At 49.2% G+C, this 24092-nt stretch carries 14 protein-coding genes; 6 read left to right on the plus strand and 8 right to left on the minus strand.

Features of this window, described 5'->3' with window-relative positions; translation table 11 throughout:
• Positions 1–43: 43 nt before the first annotated feature.
• On the minus strand, positions 44–1480 hold the full coding sequence (locus HMPREF0670_RS08375) for a lipopolysaccharide biosynthesis protein (protein ID WP_009230732.1): 1437 nt from the start codon (positions 1478–1480) through the stop codon (positions 44–46).
• 828 nt (positions 1481–2308) lie between these two features.
• On the opposite strand from HMPREF0670_RS08375, the gene HMPREF0670_RS08380 reads away from it, so the two are divergent.
• From HMPREF0670_RS08380 to HMPREF0670_RS08405, 6 genes are all read left to right on the plus strand, one after another.
• Complete coding sequence (locus HMPREF0670_RS08380) at positions 2309–5404, plus strand: SusC/RagA family TonB-linked outer membrane protein (RefSeq protein ID WP_009230733.1); 3096 nt, start codon at positions 2309–2311, stop codon at positions 5402–5404.
• A gap of 25 nt (positions 5405–5429) precedes the next feature.
• Complete coding sequence (locus HMPREF0670_RS08385; protein ID WP_009230734.1) at positions 5430–6989, plus strand: RagB/SusD family nutrient uptake outer membrane protein; 1560 nt, start codon at positions 5430–5432, stop codon at positions 6987–6989.
• 131 nt (positions 6990–7120) lie between these two features.
• The gene (locus tag HMPREF0670_RS08390; protein ID WP_009230735.1) at positions 7121–8164 is read left to right on the plus strand and encodes a glycoside hydrolase family 18; all 1044 of its coding nucleotides are present in this window, start codon (positions 7121–7123) and stop codon (positions 8162–8164) included.
• 20 nt (positions 8165–8184) lie between these two features.
• A complete protein-coding gene (locus tag HMPREF0670_RS08395) occupies positions 8185–9381 on the plus strand; it encodes a DUF1735 and LamG domain-containing protein (protein WP_044077985.1) in 1197 nt (398 codons plus the stop codon).
• 338 nt (positions 9382–9719) lie between these two features.
• Positions 9720–10136, plus strand: a complete 417-nt coding sequence (locus HMPREF0670_RS08400; protein WP_044077986.1) for a hypothetical protein — start codon at positions 9720–9722, stop codon at positions 10134–10136.
• 79 nt (positions 10137–10215) lie between these two features.
• The gene (locus HMPREF0670_RS08405) at positions 10216–15141 is read left to right on the plus strand and encodes a DUF4132 domain-containing protein (protein ID WP_044078074.1); all 4926 of its coding nucleotides are present in this window, start codon (positions 10216–10218) and stop codon (positions 15139–15141) included.
• A gap of 1649 nt (positions 15142–16790) precedes the next feature.
• On the opposite strand, the gene HMPREF0670_RS08420 is transcribed toward HMPREF0670_RS08405, so the two are convergent.
• The 7 genes from HMPREF0670_RS08420 to rplM form a co-directional block, all read right to left on the minus strand.
• The gene (locus HMPREF0670_RS08420; RefSeq protein WP_009230739.1) at positions 16791–17516 is read right to left on the minus strand and encodes a nitroreductase family protein; all 726 of its coding nucleotides are present in this window, start codon (positions 17514–17516) and stop codon (positions 16791–16793) included.
• Positions 17517–17870: 354 nt separating this feature from the next.
• A complete protein-coding gene (locus tag HMPREF0670_RS08425; RefSeq protein ID WP_009230740.1) occupies positions 17871–19547 on the minus strand; it encodes an AlwI family type II restriction endonuclease in 1677 nt (558 codons plus the stop codon).
• Positions 19531–20502: a DNA adenine methylase gene (locus tag HMPREF0670_RS08430; protein ID WP_157579598.1), complete on the minus strand. Its 972-nt coding sequence runs from the start codon at positions 20500–20502 to the stop codon at positions 19531–19533. Before HMPREF0670_RS08430 ends, HMPREF0670_RS08425 begins: the two co-directional genes overlap by 17 nt.
• Before the next feature lie 411 nt (positions 20503–20913).
• Complete coding sequence (gene tsf, locus HMPREF0670_RS08435) at positions 20914–21906, minus strand: translation elongation factor Ts (protein ID WP_009230742.1); 993 nt, start codon at positions 21904–21906, stop codon at positions 20914–20916.
• 89 nt (positions 21907–21995) lie between these two features.
• Positions 21996–22811 (minus strand): 30S ribosomal protein S2, encoded by an 816-nt coding sequence (gene rpsB / locus HMPREF0670_RS08440; RefSeq protein WP_044077989.1) that lies wholly within the window; start codon positions 22809–22811, stop codon positions 21996–21998.
• A 233-nt stretch (positions 22812–23044) separates the two neighbouring features.
• Positions 23045–23431: a 30S ribosomal protein S9 gene (gene rpsI, locus HMPREF0670_RS08445; protein ID WP_009230744.1), complete on the minus strand. Its 387-nt coding sequence runs from the start codon at positions 23429–23431 to the stop codon at positions 23045–23047.
• 9 nt (positions 23432–23440) lie between these two features.
• Positions 23441–23902, minus strand: coding sequence for a 50S ribosomal protein L13 (gene rplM, locus HMPREF0670_RS08450; protein ID WP_009230745.1), 462 nt, complete (start codon positions 23900–23902; stop codon positions 23441–23443).
• Between the last annotated feature and the right edge of the window lie 190 nt (positions 23903–24092).

Below are 24092 nucleotides of genomic sequence, written 5' to 3' on the forward strand. Positions count from 1 at the left end.
TCTTTGTGCAATCGCTTGTCATCTTCATTGTTTTGGCGCGGGCTTACATCTTTTTTCGCCTAACAAAGGCCACCATTTCGTTGAACACATCCACGTTGGCCAACTTCATGATGCCGAGATATAGCAGGCCTGCAACGACAATGCGCACGCCAAGCAGCAAGGGCAAGAGGGTGATGGTTTGCGTGGCGAACCATGTTAAGGCCATAACACCGAGGGCGGCGAGGGCGAAAGGCATCGTGTCGAGAGCCAATAAGCGAAGTTTGTAGTCGGCCAATCGGCGGGCGAACAGTCCCCAAACGCCAAAGCAGATGATGTTGAGCGTAACCAAGGCACATATCATCCACTTGATGCCGAAGGGATAGAGCGAGAGCATGGCCGCCACTTGCGTAACGCCTAAGCCCAGGTTTACGTAAAGGTAAACAGACGAGCGGCCCTTGCTTATCACTAAATTGGAAAGCAAGAACGACAAAGGCACGAAGGCACCACCGATGCAAAGCAGTTGCATGTATTCTGCACTTCGCGCCCACTTCTCGGTGATGGCCACGGTGATAAACTCGTGCGCTACCATGCCCAAACCGAAAAGCAAGGGGAAGGAGAGCAAGGCCGCCAGCCGCATCATCTTTCTAAGTATGCGCAATTGCCGTTCGCGTTCGTCGCCAACGTCTACCAATACGGGCTGCGCCACCTGTGTAAGCATGCCTTGTATTAAGAAAAAGGCCTTTGAATGCCATTGGTAGGCCTGGTTGTAGGCACCTGTGCTGGATGCCGAATAATAGTGGCCGAGCAGCAGGTTCATGATGTTGTTGTTGATGTCGGTGAGTATCGACGAGAACAACAGCTTGCTGCTGAACTTGAACATGTGCCTAACGGGTTGCCAATCGATGCTGAATGTGGGTCGCCAATGCGAGTAGTGCCAATAGAGTAGGGTGTTGATGAGCACGTAAAGGTTGGTTTGCGTGGCGAATGCCCAATAGCCGTAACCGCTCCATGCCATCCATACGGCCACAGAGCTAGACACGAAGGTGCCGGTGAGGTTGGCTTTGGCCACTTGTTTGGCCATGATGTTCTTGGCGAGATAGGCCGATTGGGCTGTGCCGAAACTGGAAAAGATGAGGGATAGGAAGGCATAACGGCACAGCGGAATGAGTTTGGGGGTATGGTAGTAGCTGGCGATGAGTGGCGCCAGGAAGAAAAGTAGCACGTAAAGGCCACTCCCCATGGCGATGTTAAACCAGAAAACGGAGTTGTAGTCGCGGTGTTGGGGTTGCTTGATGTTGTTCAGCGCGGCCTTGAACCCGCTGTTTTGCAGGTCGTTGGCCACCAACGCAAAGATGCTTATCATGGCAATCATGCCGTAGTCGGTGGCGTTGAGCAATCGTCCCATCACGATACCCATCGTCACGCCGATTAGTTGGAGCATCACGTTGTTGAGTGCGCCCCAAAAAAGACCCTTGGCTGTTTTCTCTTTTAATGATTCCATAATTATATCTAGATGGGCTAGGTGTTCTGGTTGTTCTAGGTGTTCTAGTTAATCTAGAAGTGCTAGGGATTCTAGTTGTTCTAGTTGTTCTAGTTAATCTAGAAGTGCTAGGGGTTTTAGTTGTTGTAGGGTTTCTAGTTATCCTAGTTTCCTAGCTGCCTAGTTTCCTAGCTTGCTAAACCAGCGCTTGGCCTTAACCATTCGCCCTTTCGCTGCCTGCAAAATTACCACTTGTTGCGAAAACCACAAAGAAAAGCGGCAAGTATTAGGGTGGGGCGGGCGAAATCGTTCGCGATATTACAGCCGGGGAACATCGAATAGAAACTTTTGCAAGGCCAAACACGATGCTCATACAATCTGAAATTCAGAAAGATAATTTGTTTGATTTAGGCCAAAAGGCTCACGTTTTTCAAAAATAATCGTCCAAATACTTGCAAGTTATAAAATAAATGCCTAACTTTGCAATGTGTTTTTCATGGTATTAGATTTAAGGTTAACAAAAGGTTGGGATTCAGCGGAATCCCTTTTTTTGTGCCCATAGGTTGCGATGGCTTGCAACCTGTGTCTAATTGGCGTGGGTAAAAGGTGCAAAAAATCTTTTTGCTTATTGCTTCCTCGTTTTATGTTTCATATTGCTTGTGCCTTAGTAAGCATGCTGCACGTCTTGCCCGAAAAGCTTTGCGCGGTGGTTTCAACTTGTAAGCATCGCGTGGTTTCGCCTTCGTCTCGTTTGTTTGTCAAACCAATTTAATTGTTATATCTTTGCACGCGAAATCTGCTAAAAGCTAAAAATACAGCAATCAACATTTATAAACAAACCCAAAGAAGATGCTAAAACACTATTACGCATTGCCGCCCTTGGCTAATAGGGCGGTATTGGTGGCTTGGTTGGCCCTTTCGCCTGTGGCATGGGCAATGGCCGGCACAAGCAACACGCAGCCTAACGCAACATCTTTGCAGCAAAGCACGCGCAAAACGGTTACAGGAACCGTTACCGACGCCAACGGCGAACCGCTTGTTGGCGTTAGCGTACGCAGCAAAGGCGGCAAGGGAGGTACGATAACCGACATCGACGGACACTTCTCGATGCAAGTTGGCGATGGAGAAACCATCGAAATTTCGTATGTGGGATACGCCACACAAACGTTGACGGCCAACACCAACATGCCCATGACCATCGTTTTGGAAGAAGACAAGAAACTATTGAACGAAGTGGTGGTGACTGCACTGGGCATAAAGCGCGAAGCAAAGGCACTTACCTACAACGTGCAAGACCTGAAAGGGAGCGAAGTTACGCGCGTTAGAGACGCTAACTTTGTGAACGCCTTGGCCGGAAAGATAGCCGGCGTTACCATTAATCAGAGTTCGTCGGGCGTGGGAGGCTCGTCGCGCGTGGTGATGCGTGGAACCAAATCGCTGTTCGGAGAGAACAACGCGCTTTATGTTCTCGACGGCATCCCCATGCAAGGACTTCGCACCAAGCAAAGCGACAACTTCTACGAGTCGGTGGAAGTGGCCGACGGTGACGGCATTTCGAACATCAACCCCGACGACATCGAAAGCATGTCGGTGCTGACGGGTGCGTCGGCTGCCGCCCTTTATGGCAATCGCGGCGCCAATGGCGTTATCCTTATCACCACGAAGAAGGGCGCGGTGGGACGTCCCAAGGTGTCTTTCTCCAACAGCACCACCTTCACCCGACCCTTCGTTACGCCGCAGTTCCAAAACACCTACGGCCGAAAAGACGGCGAATTTGCCAGCTGGGGCGAGAAAATGGAACGCCCGTCGAGCTATAATCCGCTCGATTTCTTTAATACGGGTTTCAATGTTTCCAACTCTGTGGCCTTGTCTACGGGTAGCGAAACCAGCCAAACCCATGTTTCGGTGGGTGCAGTTAATGCGGGCGGCATCGTTCCCAACAACCGATACAACCGCTACAACTTTACTTTCCGCAACTCGTGGGACGTTATTAAAGATGTGTTGGAATTGGATTTCAGCTTGCTTTACGTAAAGCAGAACACCCGCAACGGCATTGGTCAGGGTATGTACTACAACCCCTTGGTGCCTACCTACCTTTTCCCGCCCAGCGACGACATCAATCGCTATGCCGTATACGAAATGTACAATCCCGTGCGCAACTTTAAAACGCAGAACTGGCCCTATGGAAACCTGGGTTTGGGCATGCAAAACCCCTTCTGGATTGTTAACCGTAACAAGTTTGAAACCAATCGCGAGCGTTTCATCGCCAGCTTCTCGGCGCGTTGGAACATCACCTCTTGGCTCAACATACTGGGTAGGGCGCGCATGGATAACGCTTATACCGACTTTGAACGCAAGCTCTACGCATCTACCGACGGACTTTTCTCTAAGCCCGCAGGTAACTGGATGACACAAGACGACAAGAACACGTCTACCTATCTCGACTTCCTGATTAACATCGACAAGCAATTTGCCAACGACGAGATACGCCTTTTGGCCAACATCGGTGGGAGTTACTTTGACGAACGCTATACAAGCAAAACCTTTGAAGGTAACTTGGCACGCGTGCCCAACTTCTTCCATCCCTCCAACATGTCGCCCACCGAGAGCAACACGGCACATGCCAACTTGCACACGCAAACGCAATCGTTCTACGCCAAGGTTGAAGTGGGCTACCGCAACTTCCTCTTTGCCGATGCAACGGGCCGCATCGACTTCTTCTCTACTTTGCTCGGAACCAGCAGCAACAACGTGTTCTACCCCTCGGTAGGTGCCTCGGTGTTGCTCACAGAAGTGTTGCCTTTGCCCAAAAACATCTTCTCGTTGTGGAAGATACGCGGTAGTTATGCGCAGGTGGGTAACCCGCCGTCGCCCTATCTTACGCGCGAAGCCGTGGCCTTGTCTAACGGAACGCCCAAGAGTGGGGCCTTTACGCCGGCCAGTCACCTGAAACCTGAGATGACAAAGGCCTTCGAGTTGGGTATGGACTTGCGCCTGTTCGACAACAAACTGAACATCGCCGCCACCTATTACAACAGCAACACCTACAACCAACTGTTCCGTTACAAGCTGCCGCCTAGCTCTGGCTACGAGTATGCTTTCGAAAACGCAGGTAAGGTAAACAACTGGGGTGTGGAACTTAGTGCCACCTACAACCAAAAGCTGGGCCCTGTTGATTGGTCGGCTAACCTCGTTTATTCGCTCAACCGCAACGAAATAAAGGAGCTGTTGCCCGAATACGTAACCGACCGCACCACCAACACCACGGTGAAAGCACCAACGGAGTTTGAAGTTTCGTCGGCCGAGTCGTACAAAATGATACTGCGCAAGGGCGGAACGATGTCGGACATCTACGCATCGCACCTCAAACAAGACTACCAAGGCAACATCTTGGCTAGCGGAGGCGTGCAGAAAGACGAGAACGACTTTGTGAAAGTGGGCTCTGCCGCACCCCGATACAACATCTCGCTACGCAACAGCTTTGCTTGGAAGGGCATCGAACTGGGCTTTATGTTCGATGCACGCGTAGGTGGAGTGGTTGTTTCGGCAACGCAAGCACTGATGGATCAGTTCGGCGTTTCTAAGCAAACGGCCGACGCTCGCGACGCTGGTGGAGTGCGCGTGAATAACGGACTGCTGAATGCAGAACAATATTATGGCGTGGCTGCCGGCGGACGAACGGGACTTTTGGCGCATTACACTTACAGCGCAACCAACGTTAGGCTTCGCGAAATGTCTATTTCGTACGACCTGCCCACGGCTTGGTTTGCCAATAAGCTTAAAGTAAATCTGTCGCTAACGGGTCACAACCTGCTGATGATTTACAACCGCGCACCTTTCGACCCCGAACTGACTGCCAACACGGGAACCTATTATCAAGGGTTCGACTACTTTATGCCCCCCAGCCAACGCAGCATGGGCTTTGGAGTAAAGGTGAACTTCTAAACTTCACAACCTAAAACAAGCAACAATGAAAAATAAAATAAAAACTCTTTTTGTGCTCCCTGCACTATGTCTGCCCTTGGTTGGCTGCCTAGATTCGAGCCTTAACGACGACCCCGACAGGGCTAATCCCGCATGGTTGGGATATGATAACCTGCACGGAACCTACCTTACATCCTTGCAACGCAACGTAGTGCCTGAAGACCAGAACGACTTTCAGCTGGCCGAAGACCTCGTGGGCAACATGTTCGCCGGCTATTATGCAGGAACGCAAAGCTGGGAAGGCGGTTTCAACGGTACTACCTACGCCTTTCCCGACGGCTGGAAAGACCGCCCCTTCTCGGTGGCTTTCACCAAACTGATGAGCAATTGGCAACAATTGCGACTTAAAGCCGACTCGGCCAGCGTGCTTTTCGCTGTGGGCGAAATAGTGAAAGTTGAGGCGATGCACAAAACAACCGACATATATGGCCCCATACCTTACACCCGCTTCGGCTTGGAAACGCCCGTATCTTACGACTCGCAAGAGGCCGTTTACATGCGTTTCTTCGCCGAACTGAACCATGCCATCGGCGTTTTGACGAACTTCGACAGGCTCAACCCGGCCGCAAAGCCCTTGGATAAGTTCGACCTTATCTACGGAAGCGACTTGAAAAAGTGGATTAGGTTTGCCAATTCGCTTAAACTACGCTTGGCTATGCGATGCCGCGCCGTGTATGATGGAGCGCAGAAACTGGCAGAAGAGGCCGTGAACAACCCCTATGGCGTATTGGAAGACAATGCCGACAACGCGGTGATGCAGACGGTTGGCGCGCTTTCGTTCACCTATAACAATCCTTTCTACAACATATATAGTCCCGAAGGCTATAACGAAGACCGCATGGGTGCCACGATGGACGCTTACCTGAACGGCTTTGCCGACCCGCGTTTGCCCAAGTTCTTTGCCAAAGCCAAAGGAGATGTGTATCGCGGACTGCGCAACGGACTGCGTAATGGTAAGGATTTTCAGGGCGATGAAAGGCTGTCGATGCCCACAATAACCCGCTCTACCCCCTACGTGTGGATGACTGCGGCCGAGGTTTGGCTGCTTAGGGCCGAAGGTGCATTGTTTGGTTGGAACATGGGTGGCACGCCAGAAGAGCTTTACGCGCAAGGTGTAACCACATCGTTTGAGCAACATGGGCTGGCCGATGCAGCCGAAGCTTATCTCGCCAGCACCGCCAAGCCCAGTGCTTACCCTGGTTTGGGAACCAGTACTGCGGCAGAAGCACCATCAGACATCACGCCGGCATGGGACGAAAGCGCAACGAAAGAAAAGAAACTCGAACGCATCATCACCCAAAAGTGGATTGCCATCTATCCCTTGGGCCAAGAGGCATGGAGCGAATACCGCAGAACGGGCTATCCTAAGCTCTTCCCCGTAGTAGACAACCTGAGCAATGGCAAGGTAAACACCAACGTGCAAGTGCGCCGTGTGCCCTTCCCCGCCAGCGAATACAGCGGAAATAAACAGGAAGTGGAAAAGGCTGTGCAGCTGCTTGGCGGCGAAGACACGGGCGGAACACGCCTATGGTGGGACAAACAATAACCTCGAACGCCACATTAGCTACTATCATTTACGCATCAACAAGCGTTTGTGTTAAGCCAACGTTAATATAACGACAAGTACCGAGAGCCTTGCAGCTCTTTAACTTGTCAACCGATAAACAGAATATAATAATGAACGTAACAAACATATTCCACGGGATTGCATCCCTTGCTCTGGCTGCTGCGGCACTCACCTCGTGCAACACCAGCATCGAGGCGCTTGAAATCATCAAGCCCGAAGAGAAGAGCGAACAGTATTACGCCGACTTGCGCGCTTACAAGCAACGAACAGACCACGAAGTGTTCTTCGGTTGGTTCGGCGGTTGGAACACCAAGTCGCCCAACATGATTGGTTCGCTTAAAAGCGTACCCGACAGCGTAGACATCATCTCCATTTGGAGTGGAACATACGACCGCGAAGACATTGAATACGTGCAACGAGTGAAGGGAACACGCGTTACCTTCACCATCTTCGCCCACAAAATACCCGCACAGTTCTTGGAAGGCGAAAACCACGACCAAGTTACGCGCGAAGCTATCGAGCGTTATGCCGTGTCGTTGGTAGATACCATGAAGGCTTACGGCTACCAAGGCATCGACCTAGACTACGAACCCGGCTATCAAGACCCCGCCGGAGGGCCTTTCACTGGGCCACTTGTAGGTCCGTTGAACGTGTATCCCAACTATCGCGACAATATGGAGATATTCGTAAAGAAGTTAGGCGAGTTCATCGGGCCTAAGAGCGGCACGTCTAACCTGCTCATTATCGACGGCGTGCCCTTCGATGTGAAACCCGAATTGGCCGAATACTTTAACTATGGCGTGGTGCAAGCCTATAACAGCCCCAGCTATGCCGACCTGCAACGCCGCTTCAACGATGCTGCCGCGCGCGGATGGAAACCCGAACAGTATATCTTTGCCGAAACTTTCGAGGGCGGTAGGGCCGCCACAGGAGGCGTTACGCATATGTTGCAAGATGGTAAGCAAGTGCCTTCGCTCCTGGGTATGGCCCTTTTCTTGCCCGAATATCAAGGCAAGAAGGCTACGCGCAAGGGCGGATGCGGCACTTATCACATGGAGAACGACTACGATAACTGGCCCAACTACAAGTTTACGCGCCGGGCAATAGAGATTATGCAGACCCATCGCGACACCGTAGCAACCACAAAACCCTAACAAACAGCATTCAAAAAACAATGAAAAAGATATTAAGAAAACTGCCCCTCGCACTGGCCATGCTCTTGGTTGCGGCCTGCAACGACGGCATTAAAAGCTACGATGGACTATACATCGTGGGTACGCAAGGCAAGGAAGTAACAACTACACTCACCGTAGACGATGTTCCTTCGGCCATTGCCGTGAACGTGGCGGCCAGCGAACTGGCTAAGGAGAACATCAACGTAGAGCTGAAAGCCGCACCCGAACTGGTGGAAAGCTTCAACAAGGAGCATCACAAGAACTACGTGTTGCTGCCAAAAGACGCGTATAAGCTAGAAAACACCACGCAGACCATCATGGGCGGCAAGCACGTTTCGGATAAGGGCACACAGCTTACCATCGTTAATCTCGAAGCCATGCGGCCGGGCACCACTTACCTTCTGCCCCTAAGCATTGCCAACGTTCAGGGCTCCGACATGCCCGTTATCGAGGCTTCGCGCACCATTTACGTGGTGGTTAACCAAGTTATCGTTACCAAAGCTGCCGATTTGAGCAGGTCGTGGAGGTTCTACTATGCCGATTTCAGCGACAATAAGGGCCGATTTGATACCCATGCCATGAAGAGCGTTACCTTCGAGGCGCGTGTTAGGTTCAAGAAGATGGACGCCAACAGCAGAAAGTGGTGCTATTCGGTTATGGGATTGGAAGAAAATCTCTGCCTGCGAACGGCAGGAGGACCGGCAGATGGATGGAAATTGCAGCTTGGCGACCCCAACCATATCGACTCGCGCGACGTGTTGCCCAACGACAAGTGGGTGCATTTGGCCTGTGTTTACAACGGCGAAACGGGCAAAAAGTACATCTACATCAACGGCGAACTGCAAGCCGAAACCACGGATAGCCGCAAAACCATCAGTCTGGCCAATGCTTATGGGCAGAACGACCTCTTTTATATCGGTCAGTCGGCCTCCGACGACAGGTGTATGGAAGGCTGGGTAAGCGAGGCGCGCGTATGGGCAACGGCCAGAACGGCTGCCGAATTGAAGAACAACGTGTGCTGGGTAGACCCCACTTCAAAAGATCTCGTGGCCTACTGGCGCTTTAACGAGGCACAAAAGAAGGATGACAAATGGATTGTTACCGACCTTACGGGCAATGGTTTCAACGCCTATTACTTCTCCTGGCCCTCTGGTCAAGAGCCCAGTTTCGTTGATGGCGTGCGCTGTCCCGAATAGTTGCAGCCCCAATAGGCCGCCATTGGCGCACACATCAGCTAGCAGGGCGAAGGCTCTGCAACAATAAAAAGCAACAACCTATACCGCAAGGGGGGGAGCGTACATGCCGTACGTTCCCCCCTTTTTTGATGGTGTTCGCGCACTTCATTGCTCCACATGCCAACGAAAGATTTACAGTGAGCGATGGAAACAACCTGCAATATCTGATAAATGGTCTAATGGCCGATTGTGGTTAAATATTGCTAACGTACGCGAATTTGTAAAATAAATGGCTATCTTTGTGCAATGAACAAGCCCTAGATACGGGCATTCTTTCAGCGACAACAAACACCACAACCATGCGAATAACTGTAATAGCCAAAAATGCAGGCAGAAGAAAAGAACTGGGAAAACGCCAAATAGAACTGGCCAAACACCCCCAAACGCTGCAACAACTGCTAGAAGAACTAACACTGATAGGCTTGGCCGATGCCCAAGCCGAACGTACTAACCAGCCTTTGTCGCAAAGCGACATCGATGCGCAGGCCGAAGAGGGGCGCGTACGCTTTGCCGAGGGCTACGCCACCAACAACGACACGCCCGAAAAATCGCTCGAACGCATGCGCCAAGCCTTCGTCGACGGCTTGTTTCGCGTGTTTGCCGACGGCGAAGAGCTTACCCAATGGGACGGCCCCCTGGCTTTGCACGAAGACAGCGAACTGGTGTTCATCCGGTTTACCATGCTTACAGGCCTTTGTTGGCGAATGATTTTCTAAACGCCTTTTGTGTAAACCGCCTGTAAACATGCTTAAACATCGGCTTTAATAAATGCCTAAACCATACCTTATATATAATATGCAAACTTACAAAGAACTAGTGGCAAAGAGCCACGACTATCTGAAATCCCTCGACCAAGACAAGCTCAACCAGTACGAAAAGAAGTTTGTTAAAGAACTGCTTAGCAACAAAGACCGCCTTCGCGAGTATTCTTTCGATCGCGAAGTCATTGCCCAAATGCCCCTGCTAAACGCCACCGCACTGATAAATGGCGGCGGAGCACTGCCCAATTTGCTGCCAACAGACCTGTCGCAGTTGCTGGCTAGCTATCTGCACGAACTGGGAGAATACTCGCCCACACGCGGCATATACCGCATAAGCCTGCGCCGGCGCGACTTTAACCTGAGAAATAGGCAAGAGGACATAAAGGAAGCCTACTTCGCTTTCTATGTTTTCGCACTGCTGGGAGGCGACATCTCGCAGCTTGTGCGCGGACAATACCAAGTGAAAGACTGGGACTACGGCAACCCATCTTTCGAACATGTGATAACCGCTTACTTGTTGGCAAACCACCAAACCGCCATACAAGCCGCGCGCGAAGTGCTTACCAGCGAAAACAACGTGGGCATACTTACGCACGCCCTGATACGAAGTATTGAGCGAACAAACATAGAAGAACTGCACACACTGCTGTTGCAAACCCTGAAAGCGGCACAACTGCAAGAGGGATTAAGGCAAAGCATCGTTGAAACAGGCGACGAATGCAACCTCGCTTTCTTCGAACGACTGCTGCAAATCATCGACCAAGAAAACATGTTGCGCTTCGCATCGGTAAGGCGTTCGGTACAAGTGTGGGCCGGCTTAGGCTACGAAGAAATAGAAGATAAGGACATCAAGACCATATTTAACGCCATACGCACATTCTTCCGCAACCCCGAAATGCGCGAAGAGGCCTATCGCGGCGACAACCCCTTGCTGGTGTACGTGGCACTTTATACGGCTGGTCTTGACGATTACGAACAGAGCGAGCGGGCCGCACTGAACCTCATCGACGGCCAATACCCGCAGCAAGTGCGCGTGGCCGCCATATATTACCTGTATCGCAGCGACAACTTCGAGGGCGAAAAGCATCTCGAACTGTTGTGCAGACACCTCGACGACAAGTATGTGCTTGCCTTTACGGTGAACATGCTAAATAGTTCCGAACGATTTGCAAAGGTAGATCGTGGCGACTTTGCCCGCCTATCAGACAGCGAACATGCGCTGTACCTACGACTTTTCGACACCGTTTACGAGTGGCATAAGGGCTTAAAGGCTAACGAAACCTTGCGTTATGGCGGTTTTGAATGGTTTGCCTTGAACACAGGGACATCTACCACTACCGACGTGCTGTGGTATCTGGCCGCCCGACTGGGCGAACAAAGCTGCATCGACCGTTTCCTTACGATGAAACAACCCGCGTATTATGTGCACTGCATGAACGATTACAGCTGGGGCAGCAACAACAAACGTGTGCCGTTAACGGCTTTCATCGAAGATTTCTTCCCCAAAGGCAGCGCCGAATGCCGTGCGCAGTTTGTGGTTAACAACCTTGTGGCGATGGAAAGCGACAAGTTTAAACGCTTTGCAGAGATTGGACCTAAGCAAACTTACAACGAGGCGCAGATAAAAACACTGGAGAATAAGTTGAAGTCGAAGGTGTCTACCACGCGCCAACGCGTTATAGCCATGCTCTTGTGGCTGCCCGACGAACAGCTCATTGAGAGCTATACGCGCATACAAAAGCTGAAAGCACCCGACATTGAAGGCTCGTTGAGCGAGTTGCGCGAGGGGTCGCCTGCCTTGGCTAAGGCCTTCGGACCGCCCACAACGCAAACCACTGGCCAGGCCATGAAGGCTTATCCTGGTGAAGAAGGCGGCTACGGACTGTACACCCCCGTAGAAATTGCCGAACCCGAAGTGGCTAACCCCTTTAACAGTGCACCCCAAGGCGGGCTGAAAGGCATGCTCTCGAAGATTACGGGAAAGGATAATGCGCCCGACGTAAGCGGCATTTTTGCCTATACCTACGAGCAAATGCACGACCTTTACCTAAAAATGGAGGCCATTATAGATGCCAATGCCGACAGGCAATATAAGGACAGGTGGAACGACGACCGTGTGTTGGGCGACAGATACCTAGCGTACACAAGTAAAGAGTACGGTTATGATAGTCTGCCTTTCCCCGAATTGTGGGAACAATTCTTTGAAGAAAGCGGCATAAAAGACGAAGAACTGTATGGCTTATACCTAATGGTCGAATGGATTGGTAGGGATGACAACTTCTTGAAACTCGACTTGCCCAACTATCCCCTTACTTCAAAGCAAAGAGGTGGGGAAATGAAGTACCGCTCGCATTTTAGAGAGGTGATAGAAGGCCGCTTTTATAAGGTGCGCGAGCAACGCCCCGAATTGTTCTTCGAGCCTTCTTACCTCATGTCGTCGCTTTTCTACTTCTTCTGCAACGAGAAAAAGATTGTGCGGAAAACAAAGTATAGCACCTATATTTACCCCATACCGTCTTGCACGCCGCTAAACGGAGCAATGCACACAATGACGCAAACCTGGCGCACAGACGAAGAGTTTGCCCGTTGTTCAAACCTCTTGTTGGCCATTAGTCGCAAGTTTTATCTTGAAGACGACGAGAAGGACAGGAGCAACTATCGGCTCCCGCCGCTCATGGCTGCGCGAATGAACCTCGAAGGTAGGCTCACCGACGACCAGCTCATGCAGATGTTGATGGCCGAAAAGGGCGGTATGTTGGAGAGTGCAACCTTTGCCGTGTACTACGACAGCGACTATCGTCGCAAGCCCCAATGGGAACTGACACCCCAAAAATCACGTTACGACAAGGCCGTGTACGAGCATTTGCGCAACGTGGTTAACCGCATTGCCAACCATTTGTTCGACATCGAGCTCACAAGGCGCAATGCACCCACGCCCGCAACCAACCTCTTGACTGGCAGCTATCGCAGCAAGGTGGTGCTATGGGGCACGGCCAACTTGCAAAAGGCCATGGCCGCACTGGGCAAAGAGCATCTGGTGCGCGATTATAGCGGCAAAGAAAAGCGTGCCGTGCTTACTTCGTGTATCGTGCATTGCTATCCATTAGACACCGATACGCCCGACATGCTTAAAGGCATTGATGCTGCCCGACTGGTGGAATTGGCCTTCTTCGCCCCACAGTGGATGGAACTGGTGCGCCAACACCTCAATTGGAAGGGCTTCGACGAGGCGTATTACTACTTCGTGGCGCACACCAAAGAGAGCGACAGCGAAGAAAAGCGGGCAACAATAGCCCTTTACACCGACCTCGCACCCGAAGACCTGGCCGATGGTGCTTTTGATGCGCGCCTGTTTAACGAGGCTTTTAAGAAGGTTGGAAAGAAAAACTTCGCCCTTTTCTACGATGCGGCTAAGTATATGGGCAGCAGCAATTATCATGGTCGTGCACGTCGTTTTGCCGATGTTACGCAAGGCTTGATAAAAGAAAAGCAACTGATGGAGCAGATAGACAAGACACGCAACAAAGACGCATTGTGCGCCTTGGGTCTTGTGCCGCTGCCAAAGAAGAATATAGACACGGCCTTGCTGAAACGCTACAAGCGCATTCAGGCGTTCTTGAAAGAAAGTAAACAGTTTGGCGCACAACGTCAGGCATCCGAGAAACGAACGGTTGAAATTGCCTTGATAAACCTTGCTCGTTCGGCTGGATACGACGATGTGATACAGCTCGTGTGGCGCATGGAAGGCCATTTGGTGGCCGACAAGAAGGCACTGCTCGACGGCATGGTGGCCGAAGGCTACCTTATCCGCGTTGAAATTGCGCCCGATGGCACTAACAAAGTGGTGATAGAGAAAGACGACAAGCCGCTGAAATCGGTGCCAACGAAGTTGAAGAAGAACGCCACTTACCTGGAAGTGAACCAAACGCACAAGGAGTGGACACTGCAATATCGTAGGGCACGCGAGATTTTTGAAGACATGATGCGCCAGCAAACAACCATCATGCCTGCCGATGCCGCCGTTATCGAGGCCAATCCCATCGTGGCTCCGCTCTTTGCCAAGCTGCTTGTGCAGCAACACGACCACATGGGACTGTATGCCGAGGGTAAGCTGCACACGCTGGATGGCGAACAAACCATCGACCCCGACACGCCGCTAACCATCGTGCACCCCTATCATTTGCACGCATCGGGCAAGTGGGCGGCATGGCAGAGCCGACTGTTCGAGATGCGATTGGTACAACCCTTTAAGCAGGTGTTCCGCGAATTGTATGTGCCCATCGAAGAAGAGGCCGACAAAAACGAAAGCCGCCGTTACAGCGGTTATCAGATACAAGTGCGCCAAACGTTGGCAACGTTGCGCTCGCGTGGATGGGTGGCCGACTACGAGGAGGGCCTTCGCAAGGTGTTCCATAAGCAAGGGGTGGTGGTTTCGCTTTATGCGCGGGCCGATTGGTTCAGTCCGTCAGACATCGAGGCGCCTGCCATTGAGTATGTTCGCTTTGACAGAACGCGCGGTATAGAGCCTTTGCACATTGCCGATGTCGACCCTGTGCTGTACAGCGAGGTGATGCGCGATGTTGATTTGGCTGTAAGCATCGCCTTCGTTGGTGGTGTTGACCCCGAAACGGGTCAGTCTACGCGTGAGCTTAGGGCGGCAATTGTTCGCTGTACGGCCGAGATGCTCAAACTTAACAACGTGCGTGTGGATGGCAATTTTGCCTTTATCGAGGGCACTTTGGCCGACTACACTGTGCATTTGGGTTCTGCCAACGTGCGCCAGCAGGGCGGAAAAGAAATTCCCATCGTTCCCGTGCATAGCTCGCAACGCGGTAAACTTTACCTGCCTTTCGTTGACGAAGACCCGAAGACGGTTGAAATCGTGTCGAAGGTGGTGCTGTTGGCCGAAGACAATAAGCTGAAAGACCCCACTATCTTGCAGTGGATTGAGCGGAGGTAGCGACATCGGGCGGGTGTGAACAGCCCCGAAAGCGTGCTGCCCACAACATATCTTGGCATTGTTGGGTAATAATAAGTGGTGTGCTTGCCCCCAAAATGCGTATTACGCCCAAGAAACTCGATATTTGTAATACCTATGCGTAGGGTGTGCTTGCCCCTAAAAAGAGTACTACGCCCAACACAAGTCTGACTAGTCTGACTAGTCTGACAGGTGTGTTTGCCCCTAAAAAGTGTACTACGCCCAAGTTGCCTAGCCTAGCAATTAAATGGAAAAGAGCCATATCAAACCCTGTACGAGGGCGTTGATGTGGCTCTTTTCATTGTGTTTAAGCGCATCTAAGCTCCATGTTTTATGCCCATGCCCTCTGCACTACAATACTGCTGCCTTGCTTAAAGGTGTTCCTACGTTCCGTGTTTTATGCAGATGCCCTCTGCACTACAACACAGGCACCTTGCTTAAATTTGCTCCTACGTTCCTTGTTTTACGCTGATACCCTCTTCACTACAACACAGGCGCCTTGCATATAGTTGCACCTACGTTCCGTGTTTTTACGCTGATGCCCTCTGCATTACAATACAGATGCCTTGCTTAAAGCTGTTCCAACGTTCCTTGTTTTACGCTGATGCCCTCCGTTCTGTCTGTGTTTTGTAAAGTAATCAGTGTAAATTTTAACATTATGAGTGTCATTTTTGCCCACCAACAACTCACTCGGTTGCAAATTTTCAATTCTCGCGCGAGTTTCTTTGTTGTAAATCGAGGTGTAAGCCTTCACCATTGGCAGGCTCATTTTGTGCATGTTAATGCAAACCTAATACAAAGAAATATGCTATTTGCAGCAAAAACACGGCTATTTGCTGCAAAACATCTTGCAATATGCCGCTAAATGCGTTGCGTTTTGCCGCTAAATGCAGTGCAATTTGGTGCTAAACGCAGTGCATTTTGCTGCTAAATGCGCGGCAAAATGCTGCTAATTGCAAGGCATTTTGCATATATACGCATTGCGAATTGTATATTTATCGCTTTCTTTTCTACATGGAAGAGCGTGCAGGCTATGGTAAAGAGGTGCTTTTTGCGTGCAATTTAGTGGCAAAATGCAGATAATTGGGCTTGCTAAAAACACAACCCATCGGCCAAATAGGAAGGCAAAATGGTGCTAAATGCAGGCGGCGTTCTCAAAAATGGACTAAAAACGAAACGTGCAAGGCCGAAAAATACCACTATTTGCCTGCTTTTTGGGCTTGTTTTTCGCTAGAATGGGGTGGTGGGGAAGGTGTAATTTGTAAATAAAAGGCAATTATTTTTAGTTGTTCTAGTGTTTTTAGTTGTTCTAGTGTTTTTAGTTGTTCTAGTGTTTCTAGTAATCCTAGGCTTTCTAGGTTTTCTAGTAATCCTAGGTTTTCTAGTTATCCTAGGTTTTCTAGTTATCCTAGGTTTTCTAGTTATTCTAGGTTTTCTAGCTATTCTAGTGTTTCTAGTTATTCTAGGCATCCTAGCAATTTAACAACATTAGGCCTGCTCGTTCATCGGTGGTGCGCAGCCATCTTTTCACCCTTTCACCTTTTCACCCTTTCACCTTTAAAAGGTGCGCAGCCATTTTTTCACCCTTTCACCTTTTCACCCTTTCACCTTTAAAAGGCTTAGCCCTTTTGCTACACCCGATGGTACATTTCGCTTAAAGGTAGGCGGAAACGGTCGCCCCAAACGCCGTCGGGAAGGCGTATGCCGCATGCTATCACCATATTGATGTCGGCCGAATAGGGTAGGTGGAGCAGGCGTTTAACGCGCCAACTGTCGAATCCTTCGAGCGGACAGGTGTCGTATCCCACTTCGCTCATGGCCAACATGAACGTTTGTGCCACCAAACCGCAACTCTTGTGCATAACAACGCGCATGTCGGCCTCGCTTGCTTGGCGAACAATAGGGCGGAAAAGGCCTATCGCTTGTACCAATGCCTTGCGTAGAAGTCCGGCTAAGCCGAAACAACGCCCATACCAAAGGGGAATGAACTTGCCATAATAAAGCTGCCATCTGCGTATGCGTTTCTCTTGTTTCTCGGCAGGACTGTTTCGGCGAACATTGTCTTGCTCGAACGCAAGCACAGCTTGGGCATGGTGTTTAGTTAAGTCGGGGCGCGTGACGAACACCACTAGCTGTTGCGCGGAACTAGCGGCAAGTTGGTCGAGACATGCAGGTACCATCTTCTCCAACATGGCTCTATCGGTGATGTGGTAGCATTCCCACAGCTGCATGTTAGAACTTGTTGGGGCAAGTGTGGCCAGTTGTAGGCATGCTTTCACTTGTTCTGGGTCGATAGGCTTGGCTGAATCGAAGTGGCGCACGGAGCGTCGGTGGTTCAAAATCTCTTCTAAACGCATGTGATTACTTATTTTTTTGTACGCAGTAAATCAATGCCAGGATAGCGTTGGCTTGCAAAATGCGTGCAATTATTTAATTACAAAGATACGATGTTCTGGATATCGTGCAAACTACGAAATTGTTGCGCATATTGTCTGTCTTGTTTTTGAGGGTGTAGCGGGCTACGTCAAGAGAATAAGACTGGCAAGATGCTGGCAAACGAATGAAAGATAGGCTGGGAGCAATGGAAACAAGGTAGGACACGTGATAAGCGGTGCAATGGGCGATTGGGGTTAATTTCAAACGCATTTTCTTCGGGTATACTTCTTTAATTATGAATTTTGATAGGATGAGATAAGTTGGTATACAGTTCTTTACCCTAACCAATTCATAGCCTTTTCTAACATGCCTTTGTACCATGTGCGTTCGTCTTCGGTTTTTTGAGCCAAAGTATTTGAGGTTTCAAAAAATGCTTTTATCTTTTCAGGATTGGGTATATAACCCGCTTTGTAAGAGTCTTCGACCATCTTCTGAAACAAAGTCAGCGGAAGTGGTACAACCGTAGATTTACCTCCATACATTGCCAAATTGGTTTTGTGTAGCATATAGAAGAAAGAAATGCTGGCTTCGTTGATAGTCGGGGCTATAAACAAGCAATAACAAGGCTTGCCCGATGCAACCTTCAATTTGCCGAGATGCCTGCTCACGGGTTCACCCTCCATTTCAAACTGCTTTTGTCCAGAAGCCATTGTTACTTCTACCGTAACAAGGAAGTCGGCATAATCGCAGACAATATCTGGCATGTTTCCTGCTGCTGTTGATAGCGGCTTGCCGAAATCATCGAAGTTAAGATTGGCCTTAATGTTACCACCGTCAAGCATTGTCATCGCTCGCCATGTGTTCCATTCAAGCATGATGGGGTTGTCGTAGAACTTTTTGGCTGCAATATCACCGAAGACGGATTGAATGTCGTCATAAAGTTTATATTCCTTTATGGACTTCACCTCGTTCTTAATATTGTTATCGCGTCGCTCGTCTCGCAGGTTGCCCAGCAAGTCTTTCAGCTCTTCTATGGAAGATTCTTCTGAAATGGTCTGTCCGGAGAATTCGGTATGCAACTTTTCAAGTAGATTGGCTTTGTTATCAGTGAACAATTTTGGATTTCCAGTGTCCCCGAGATAAGTACAATACGCTGCTTCGCTTTTGAATGTGAGCGGATTGCGGTCTATTTTCTCCAAAAGAAAATCCACATCTTCTATGCGTTCAGGTACAATGGATAGTGACTTACCAACCTGTGATACATTTATGAGGCCGGTTGCTCTTAAATATCTGAAACAAGAGTCCGCATAATCTCGCATGTTGCTTGACTGTGTACGCAAGAAATTGTCAAGCGAAGTATCTGCACTTTCTCTTGTCTGCGTTTCTCCTTGCCCTATACGCTCCTTGTAGATTTGTTTCAGTTCGGTGTTTAGGTATTCCGCTTTAAATACTCTGTAACTGCCCTTGTTCTTTGCTTTTTCAATGCGGAATGTTTCTATTTTTTGAACTATACGCTCAAAATCGTGCCAATCAGTAAGCTGCATTCCGAACATTTGGAGCTCGTCGAATTTCAATGTTCCCATCGTTCTCACCAAACGCAGCATCTCTAAATATGGTTTTATGCAGAATTTCGCAGCCTTGCTTGATGGCTTGTGATAAGGGGAGGGCACTTGGAATTTAAGCATCTGGCGGAGAAAAACCTCGTCTTTCCGTTTGGAACTTATGAGTTGTTCGCCTGCCGGGGTTAGCTTAATAGTGGGTGAAAGTTTTACGAAACCTAATGACTTCGGTGCACGATTTATTCTATCCCTTGCACTGAATGCAGGGTCGTTTTCGCCTTTACCATTAAAGAAGTTTTCGTTCTTCAATACTTCCATAAAGGCACATTGGCTTTCCTTGTCCCACTTCTTACCTGCAAAGTGTTCTACAAGTAGCATGATCTCGGGGATCATTTTGCTTGGAGTTCTTGGCGATGTCGTCAAGAACAATGTCCTACTATTTATTCTTGCCACGATATTCCTTTTTAGGTTCAAACAACATTACCTGTGCGGTTTCAAGAATTGCATGCTCTTTGTTTGTTTCGGGGGCAAAGAACTGTACATTGTCCCAATCCTTTTTATAATTAGCTATTACAAGATGCTTGGCTTCCGACTTAAATCTATTCCTAATATTTACCGCATAGCTTTTTTCATATTCATCAACTATAAATTGTCTATAGAGTTCCTCCGTAAGCGGGGTTTTGCCAATAACCATTAATGCCTTACAGGAGAAGTTCTTAAAATCTTCTGCTAACCTTCTATGGCTATCTTCATTGAAACCATCTTTATATTCCGCATTGCCATAATCAGAAAATGCACAATCGTATGGGGGGTCTAAAAACACAAAGTCGTTATCAGCACACATGTTGAAAATTTTGGCATAATCGACATTGTGAATTTCTGTTCGCTTCAACAGCTCACAATGCGATAAGGAGACTTGTTGAGTGCCTAAATGCTTATAGCGACCATACGGAACATTAAAATCACCATCTGCATTGTAGCGAATCATACCGGAGTATGCGGTCTTGTTAATGAAGTAATAGAGGAGGGCATCACTATATTTTTTGCTGACTTTGTTGTTAAACATGTCACGCAGCAAGTAGTATAGCACTTCATTTTTATCTTCTACCCTTTCGTTTGGTGTGTTTGCCTTCAATGTTTCATAATCTCTCCTGTTGATTTCGTATAACGCTTCTATCTCGTCTAACTCCTTTCTCAGGTTTGGGAAATTGTTTCGTACACCTTTATAGAAATTGATTAGCTGCTTGTTTATGTCATTGATGATAGCTTCTCTTGGCTCTAAATAGAAATATAGTGCACCTCCACCAATGAAAGGCTCAACATATCTACCCGTAAATCTAGGGATATGCCACATTATATGAGGAATTTCCTTAGATTTTCCCCCTCTATATTTAATCATTGGTTTCATAAGAAGTTGATTTTATGATGCAAATATAGTTATTTTTTCTGACAATTGGCATTGCCCTATAATGTTATTTTCAAAAACAATGTAAGCCGCCAAATGTGTCTCTAATAATTCACTACAAAAGTGAAGGGAGTGGTTTCCATTAAGGCAAGCAGGTATTAACCTGGTGTTTCACAAAACCAAATTTCCCTTCATCGCAAAGAAATACTTTTAGCGTAAGTAGTCTGACTGTTACCGAAGGAATTGAGGCTGTGTAGAACAATGCAAGGAATTACAATTAAAGTTACGCTGGGGGAGTAGGGCGTGACTTAAAAAAATCCCCACAGCGCAGGCTGCGGGGACTCTATAAAATGAAAATATCTCACAAAGAGCGTTGAAACCTAAGTTTACAAATCGCAGATTGGAGTTTGGTTATTATTCGGCACGGAGCGTAAAGCGGGTGAAGGCCACAACGGTGAGGTCCTTGTCGGCAGCTTTAAGGTATTGTGCAACGCTGAGTTTAGAGTCTTGGATGAACTCTTGTTCCAGCAAACAGCTCTCCTTAAAGAACTTAGCCATACGTCCCTTGGCGATGTTGTTCACCATTTCTACGGGTAGTGCGGCAGCCTTCTCTTCTGCCACTTCTTTCTTGATGCGGCGTATTTCGTCGGCTTGTGCCTCAGTTATTTCACCTTTCGCAATGCCTTCGGCGATGTGTTCCTCGTTTTCGGCAATGTAAAGATTGAAACCAGCCTTCTTCAAGGCAGCTTGTACAGCCTTTTCTACTTGCTCTTCCTTGGTTTTTTCGATAGCCACTTTCAGCTCTTCGTCCTTAACCGACTGGGGAACGCTAGCCTCATCCAGTGCGATGGGCTTCATTGCAGCCACTTGCATGGTAACAGCGTGACCCTCTTCGGCAGCAGGCTTGTTGGTTTGAACCATCGTGCAGAGCAAGTTCTTGTTCATGTGGTTGTAGGTGTAGATGTTTTCGCCCTCGATAAAGTTGTAGCCATCGAGTTCCATCTTCTCGCCGGTGATGCCCGAACGAGCAATAACGGCATCTTCAACCTTTGTGCCATCGGCCAACGTAAGGGCTTTCACCTCGTCAAGGCTCTTAGCCTTAGCTGCAACGGCAGCATCGAGAATGTCTTGCGTAAGCTGAATGTAGTCTTTTCCATTAGCCACGAAGTCGGTTTCGCACTTCAAGGCGATGATTGCGCCAAATCCGTTTTCAGCCTTCACGAGCACACATCCGTTAGCGGTCTCGCGGTCTGAACGCTTGGCGGCGATAGCCTGACCCTTAGCGCGGATAATCTCTATTGCCTTCTCGATGTCGCCACCGGTTTCGTCGAGTGCTTTCTTGCAATCTGCCAAACCAGCACCGGTGAGTTTGCGCAGCTTTTGTACGTCTGCTATTGAAACAGCCATAATATATTCCTTTTCTTTTTTGTTGAGTTGAAAAAAGAAGCGGCGCGGGTGGTCATCGTCGTGCCCCTTTGCCGCTTCATATTTGTTTGTTAGGCCTCTTCTTTGGTCTTTTCGGCTACTTCGGTCTCGGCCTTAGCCTCTTCCTTACGAGCCTTTTTGGGGGCACGTGGGGCTTCTTCGGCTTGTTCGGCAGCGGCCTTTTCGTCGGCTTTCTCTACCTTACGCTCTTCCAAACCTTCGGCGATGGCAGCGCAGCAAGCGGTGAGCACCACCTCGATGCTGTCTTTTGCATCGTCGTTGGCAGGGATAACGAAGTCGATGTCGCGTGGGTTCGAGTTGGTATCAACCATCGCGAACACGGGGATACCCAAGCGCTTAGCCTCTTTAACGGCGATAGCCTCCTTCATGACGTCTACCACGAAGAGTGCGCTAGGCAAGCGAGTGAGGTCGGCGATAGAGCCAAGGTTCTTCTCCAGTTTGGCGCGTTGGCGCGTTACTTGTAGCAACTCGCGCTTAGAGAGGTTGGCGAATGTACCGTCGCTCATCAGCTTATCGATGTTTGTCATTTTCTTCACAGCCTTACGAATGGTAGGGAAGTTGGTGAGCATACCGCCCGGCCAACGTTCGATAACGTAAGGCATGTTTACGCTAGCGGCTTTTTCGGCCACAACGTCCTTAGCTTGTTTTTTAGTAGCGACAAACAGGATGCGCTTTCCCGACTTAGCTATTTGTTTGAGAGCTTCGGCAGCCTCGTCAACCTTAGCCACAGTTTTGTGGAGGTCGATGATATGGATGCCGTTGCGTTCCATGAAGATGTAGGGAGCCATTGCGGGGTTCCACTTGCGGCGGAGGTGTCCGAAATGGCAACCGGCCTGTAACAGTTGGTCAAAGTTTGTTCTTGACATGTCTTTGTTTTGTTTGATGTTTACTTTCTTTTTAATTCTGTTTGTATTTAGAACCAACGGGCAGGTAATCGCGGCCGAGGCCGTTGTCGAGTCGTGTCCGTTTAGATACTAAACGTTGTTCAGCTTGTGTTTGTTCCATCTGTTGTGGCTTTGCTAGCCCTGAAAAGGCTTAGGCTGCACAAAGGATGAGCCTTAGGCGCAGGCCAGTAAGCGACAGATGGAAGGCAGACACATTAACGCTTGCTGAACTGGAAGCGACGACGAGCCTTGGGCTGACCTGGCTTCTTACGCTCAACGGCGCGAGAATCGCGGGTTAGGAACCCTTGGTCTTTCAGGGCTTTCTTGTCTTCCTCGTTCACCTTAACCAGTGCGCGGGCGATGGCTAGGCGCAAAGCTTGGCTTTGGCCGGTGTAACCACCACCGTCGAGGTTGGCCTTGATGTCGTATTTCTCGGCTACTTCGAGCAGTTGCAGCGGTTGTTTAACCACGTACTGCAAGATGGCAGAGGGGAAATATTGGTTGATGTCTTTCTTGTTGATCGTTATCTTGCCAGTACCTTCCGAGAGGTAAACACGAGCTACAGAGCTCTTGCGGCGACCAATTGCATTTACTACTTCCATTTCTTTTCCTTATTTATACTGGTTAATGTCGATGGCCTTAGGCTTTTGTGCAGCCTTATCGTGCTCGGTTCCTTCGAAAACATAGAGGTTGCCCAGCAAATGGCGGCCTAGGATGCCTTTGGGCAGCATGCCTTTAACGGCGTGACGGATGATGCGATCTACGCCACCCTTACGCTTGCGCAATTCGGCAGGCGTGTTAAAGCGCTGTCCACCGGGGTAGCCAGTATAGCGAGTGTAAACCTTATCGGTTTCTTTCTTGCCTGTGAAAACCACTTTGGCGGCGTTGATGATAATTACATTGTCGCCACAATCAACGTGGGGAGTGAAGTTTGGTTTGTATTTGCCGCGGATAAGCTTAGCTACCTTCGAGCAAAGACGGCCCACTACCTGGTCGGTAGCGTCGATAACCACCCACTCTTTCTTAGCTGTTTCCTTATTAGCGGAAATAGTCTTGTAACTTAAAGTGTCCATTCTAATTTTTAATTGATACTACTAAAAAACATTTTTCGGTTTTCGCAGCCGATTCACTAACCGTCAGGCTCGGCCAAAAGCATGACTATTAACACGGTTGCAGCGGAGGTTCTAAGTTCACCCCCAATAATAATCGGACTGCAAAGGTACGTATTAATATGCTTTAACTAATAAGTGCGACAGCTATTTA

The organism is Prevotella sp. oral taxon 317 str. F0108, assembly GCF_000162415.1.
GTDB lineage: Bacteria > Bacteroidota > Bacteroidia > Bacteroidales > Bacteroidaceae > Prevotella > Prevotella conceptionensis.

Bases quoted from the DNA above. Each gene is read 5' to 3' on its own strand.
- HMPREF0670_RS08420 (WP_009230739.1), bottom strand. From the start codon at position 17,516: ATGCGTTTAGAAGAGATTTTGAACCACCGACGCTCCGTGCGCCACTTC.
- HMPREF0670_RS08405 (WP_044078074.1), top strand. From the start codon at position 10,216: ATGCAAACTTACAAAGAACTAGTGGCAAAGAGCCACGACTATCTGAAA.
- HMPREF0670_RS08385 (WP_009230734.1), top strand. From the start codon at position 5,430: ATGAAAAATAAAATAAAAACTCTTTTTGTGCTCCCTGCACTATGTCTG.
- tsf (WP_009230742.1), bottom strand. From the start codon at position 21,906: ATGGCTGTTTCAATAGCAGACGTACAAAAGCTGCGCAAACTCACCGGT.
- rplM (WP_009230745.1), bottom strand. From the start codon at position 23,902: ATGGACACTTTAAGTTACAAGACTATTTCCGCTAATAAGGAAACAGCT.
- HMPREF0670_RS08430 (WP_157579598.1), bottom strand. From the start codon at position 20,502: ATGAAACCAATGATTAAATATAGAGGGGGAAAATCTAAGGAAATTCCT.
- rpsI (WP_009230744.1), bottom strand. From the start codon at position 23,431: ATGGAAGTAGTAAATGCAATTGGTCGCCGCAAGAGCTCTGTAGCTCGT.
- HMPREF0670_RS08380 (WP_009230733.1), top strand. From the start codon at position 2,309: ATGCTAAAACACTATTACGCATTGCCGCCCTTGGCTAATAGGGCGGTA.
- HMPREF0670_RS08400 (WP_044077986.1), top strand. From the start codon at position 9,720: ATGCGAATAACTGTAATAGCCAAAAATGCAGGCAGAAGAAAAGAACTG.
- HMPREF0670_RS08390 (WP_009230735.1), top strand. From the start codon at position 7,121: ATGAACGTAACAAACATATTCCACGGGATTGCATCCCTTGCTCTGGCT.
- HMPREF0670_RS08375 (WP_009230732.1), bottom strand. From the start codon at position 1,480: ATGGAATCATTAAAAGAGAAAACAGCCAAGGGTCTTTTTTGGGGCGCA.
- HMPREF0670_RS08395 (WP_044077985.1), top strand. From the start codon at position 8,185: ATGAAAAAGATATTAAGAAAACTGCCCCTCGCACTGGCCATGCTCTTG.
- rpsB (WP_044077989.1), bottom strand. From the start codon at position 22,811: ATGTCAAGAACAAACTTTGACCAACTGTTACAGGCCGGTTGCCATTTC.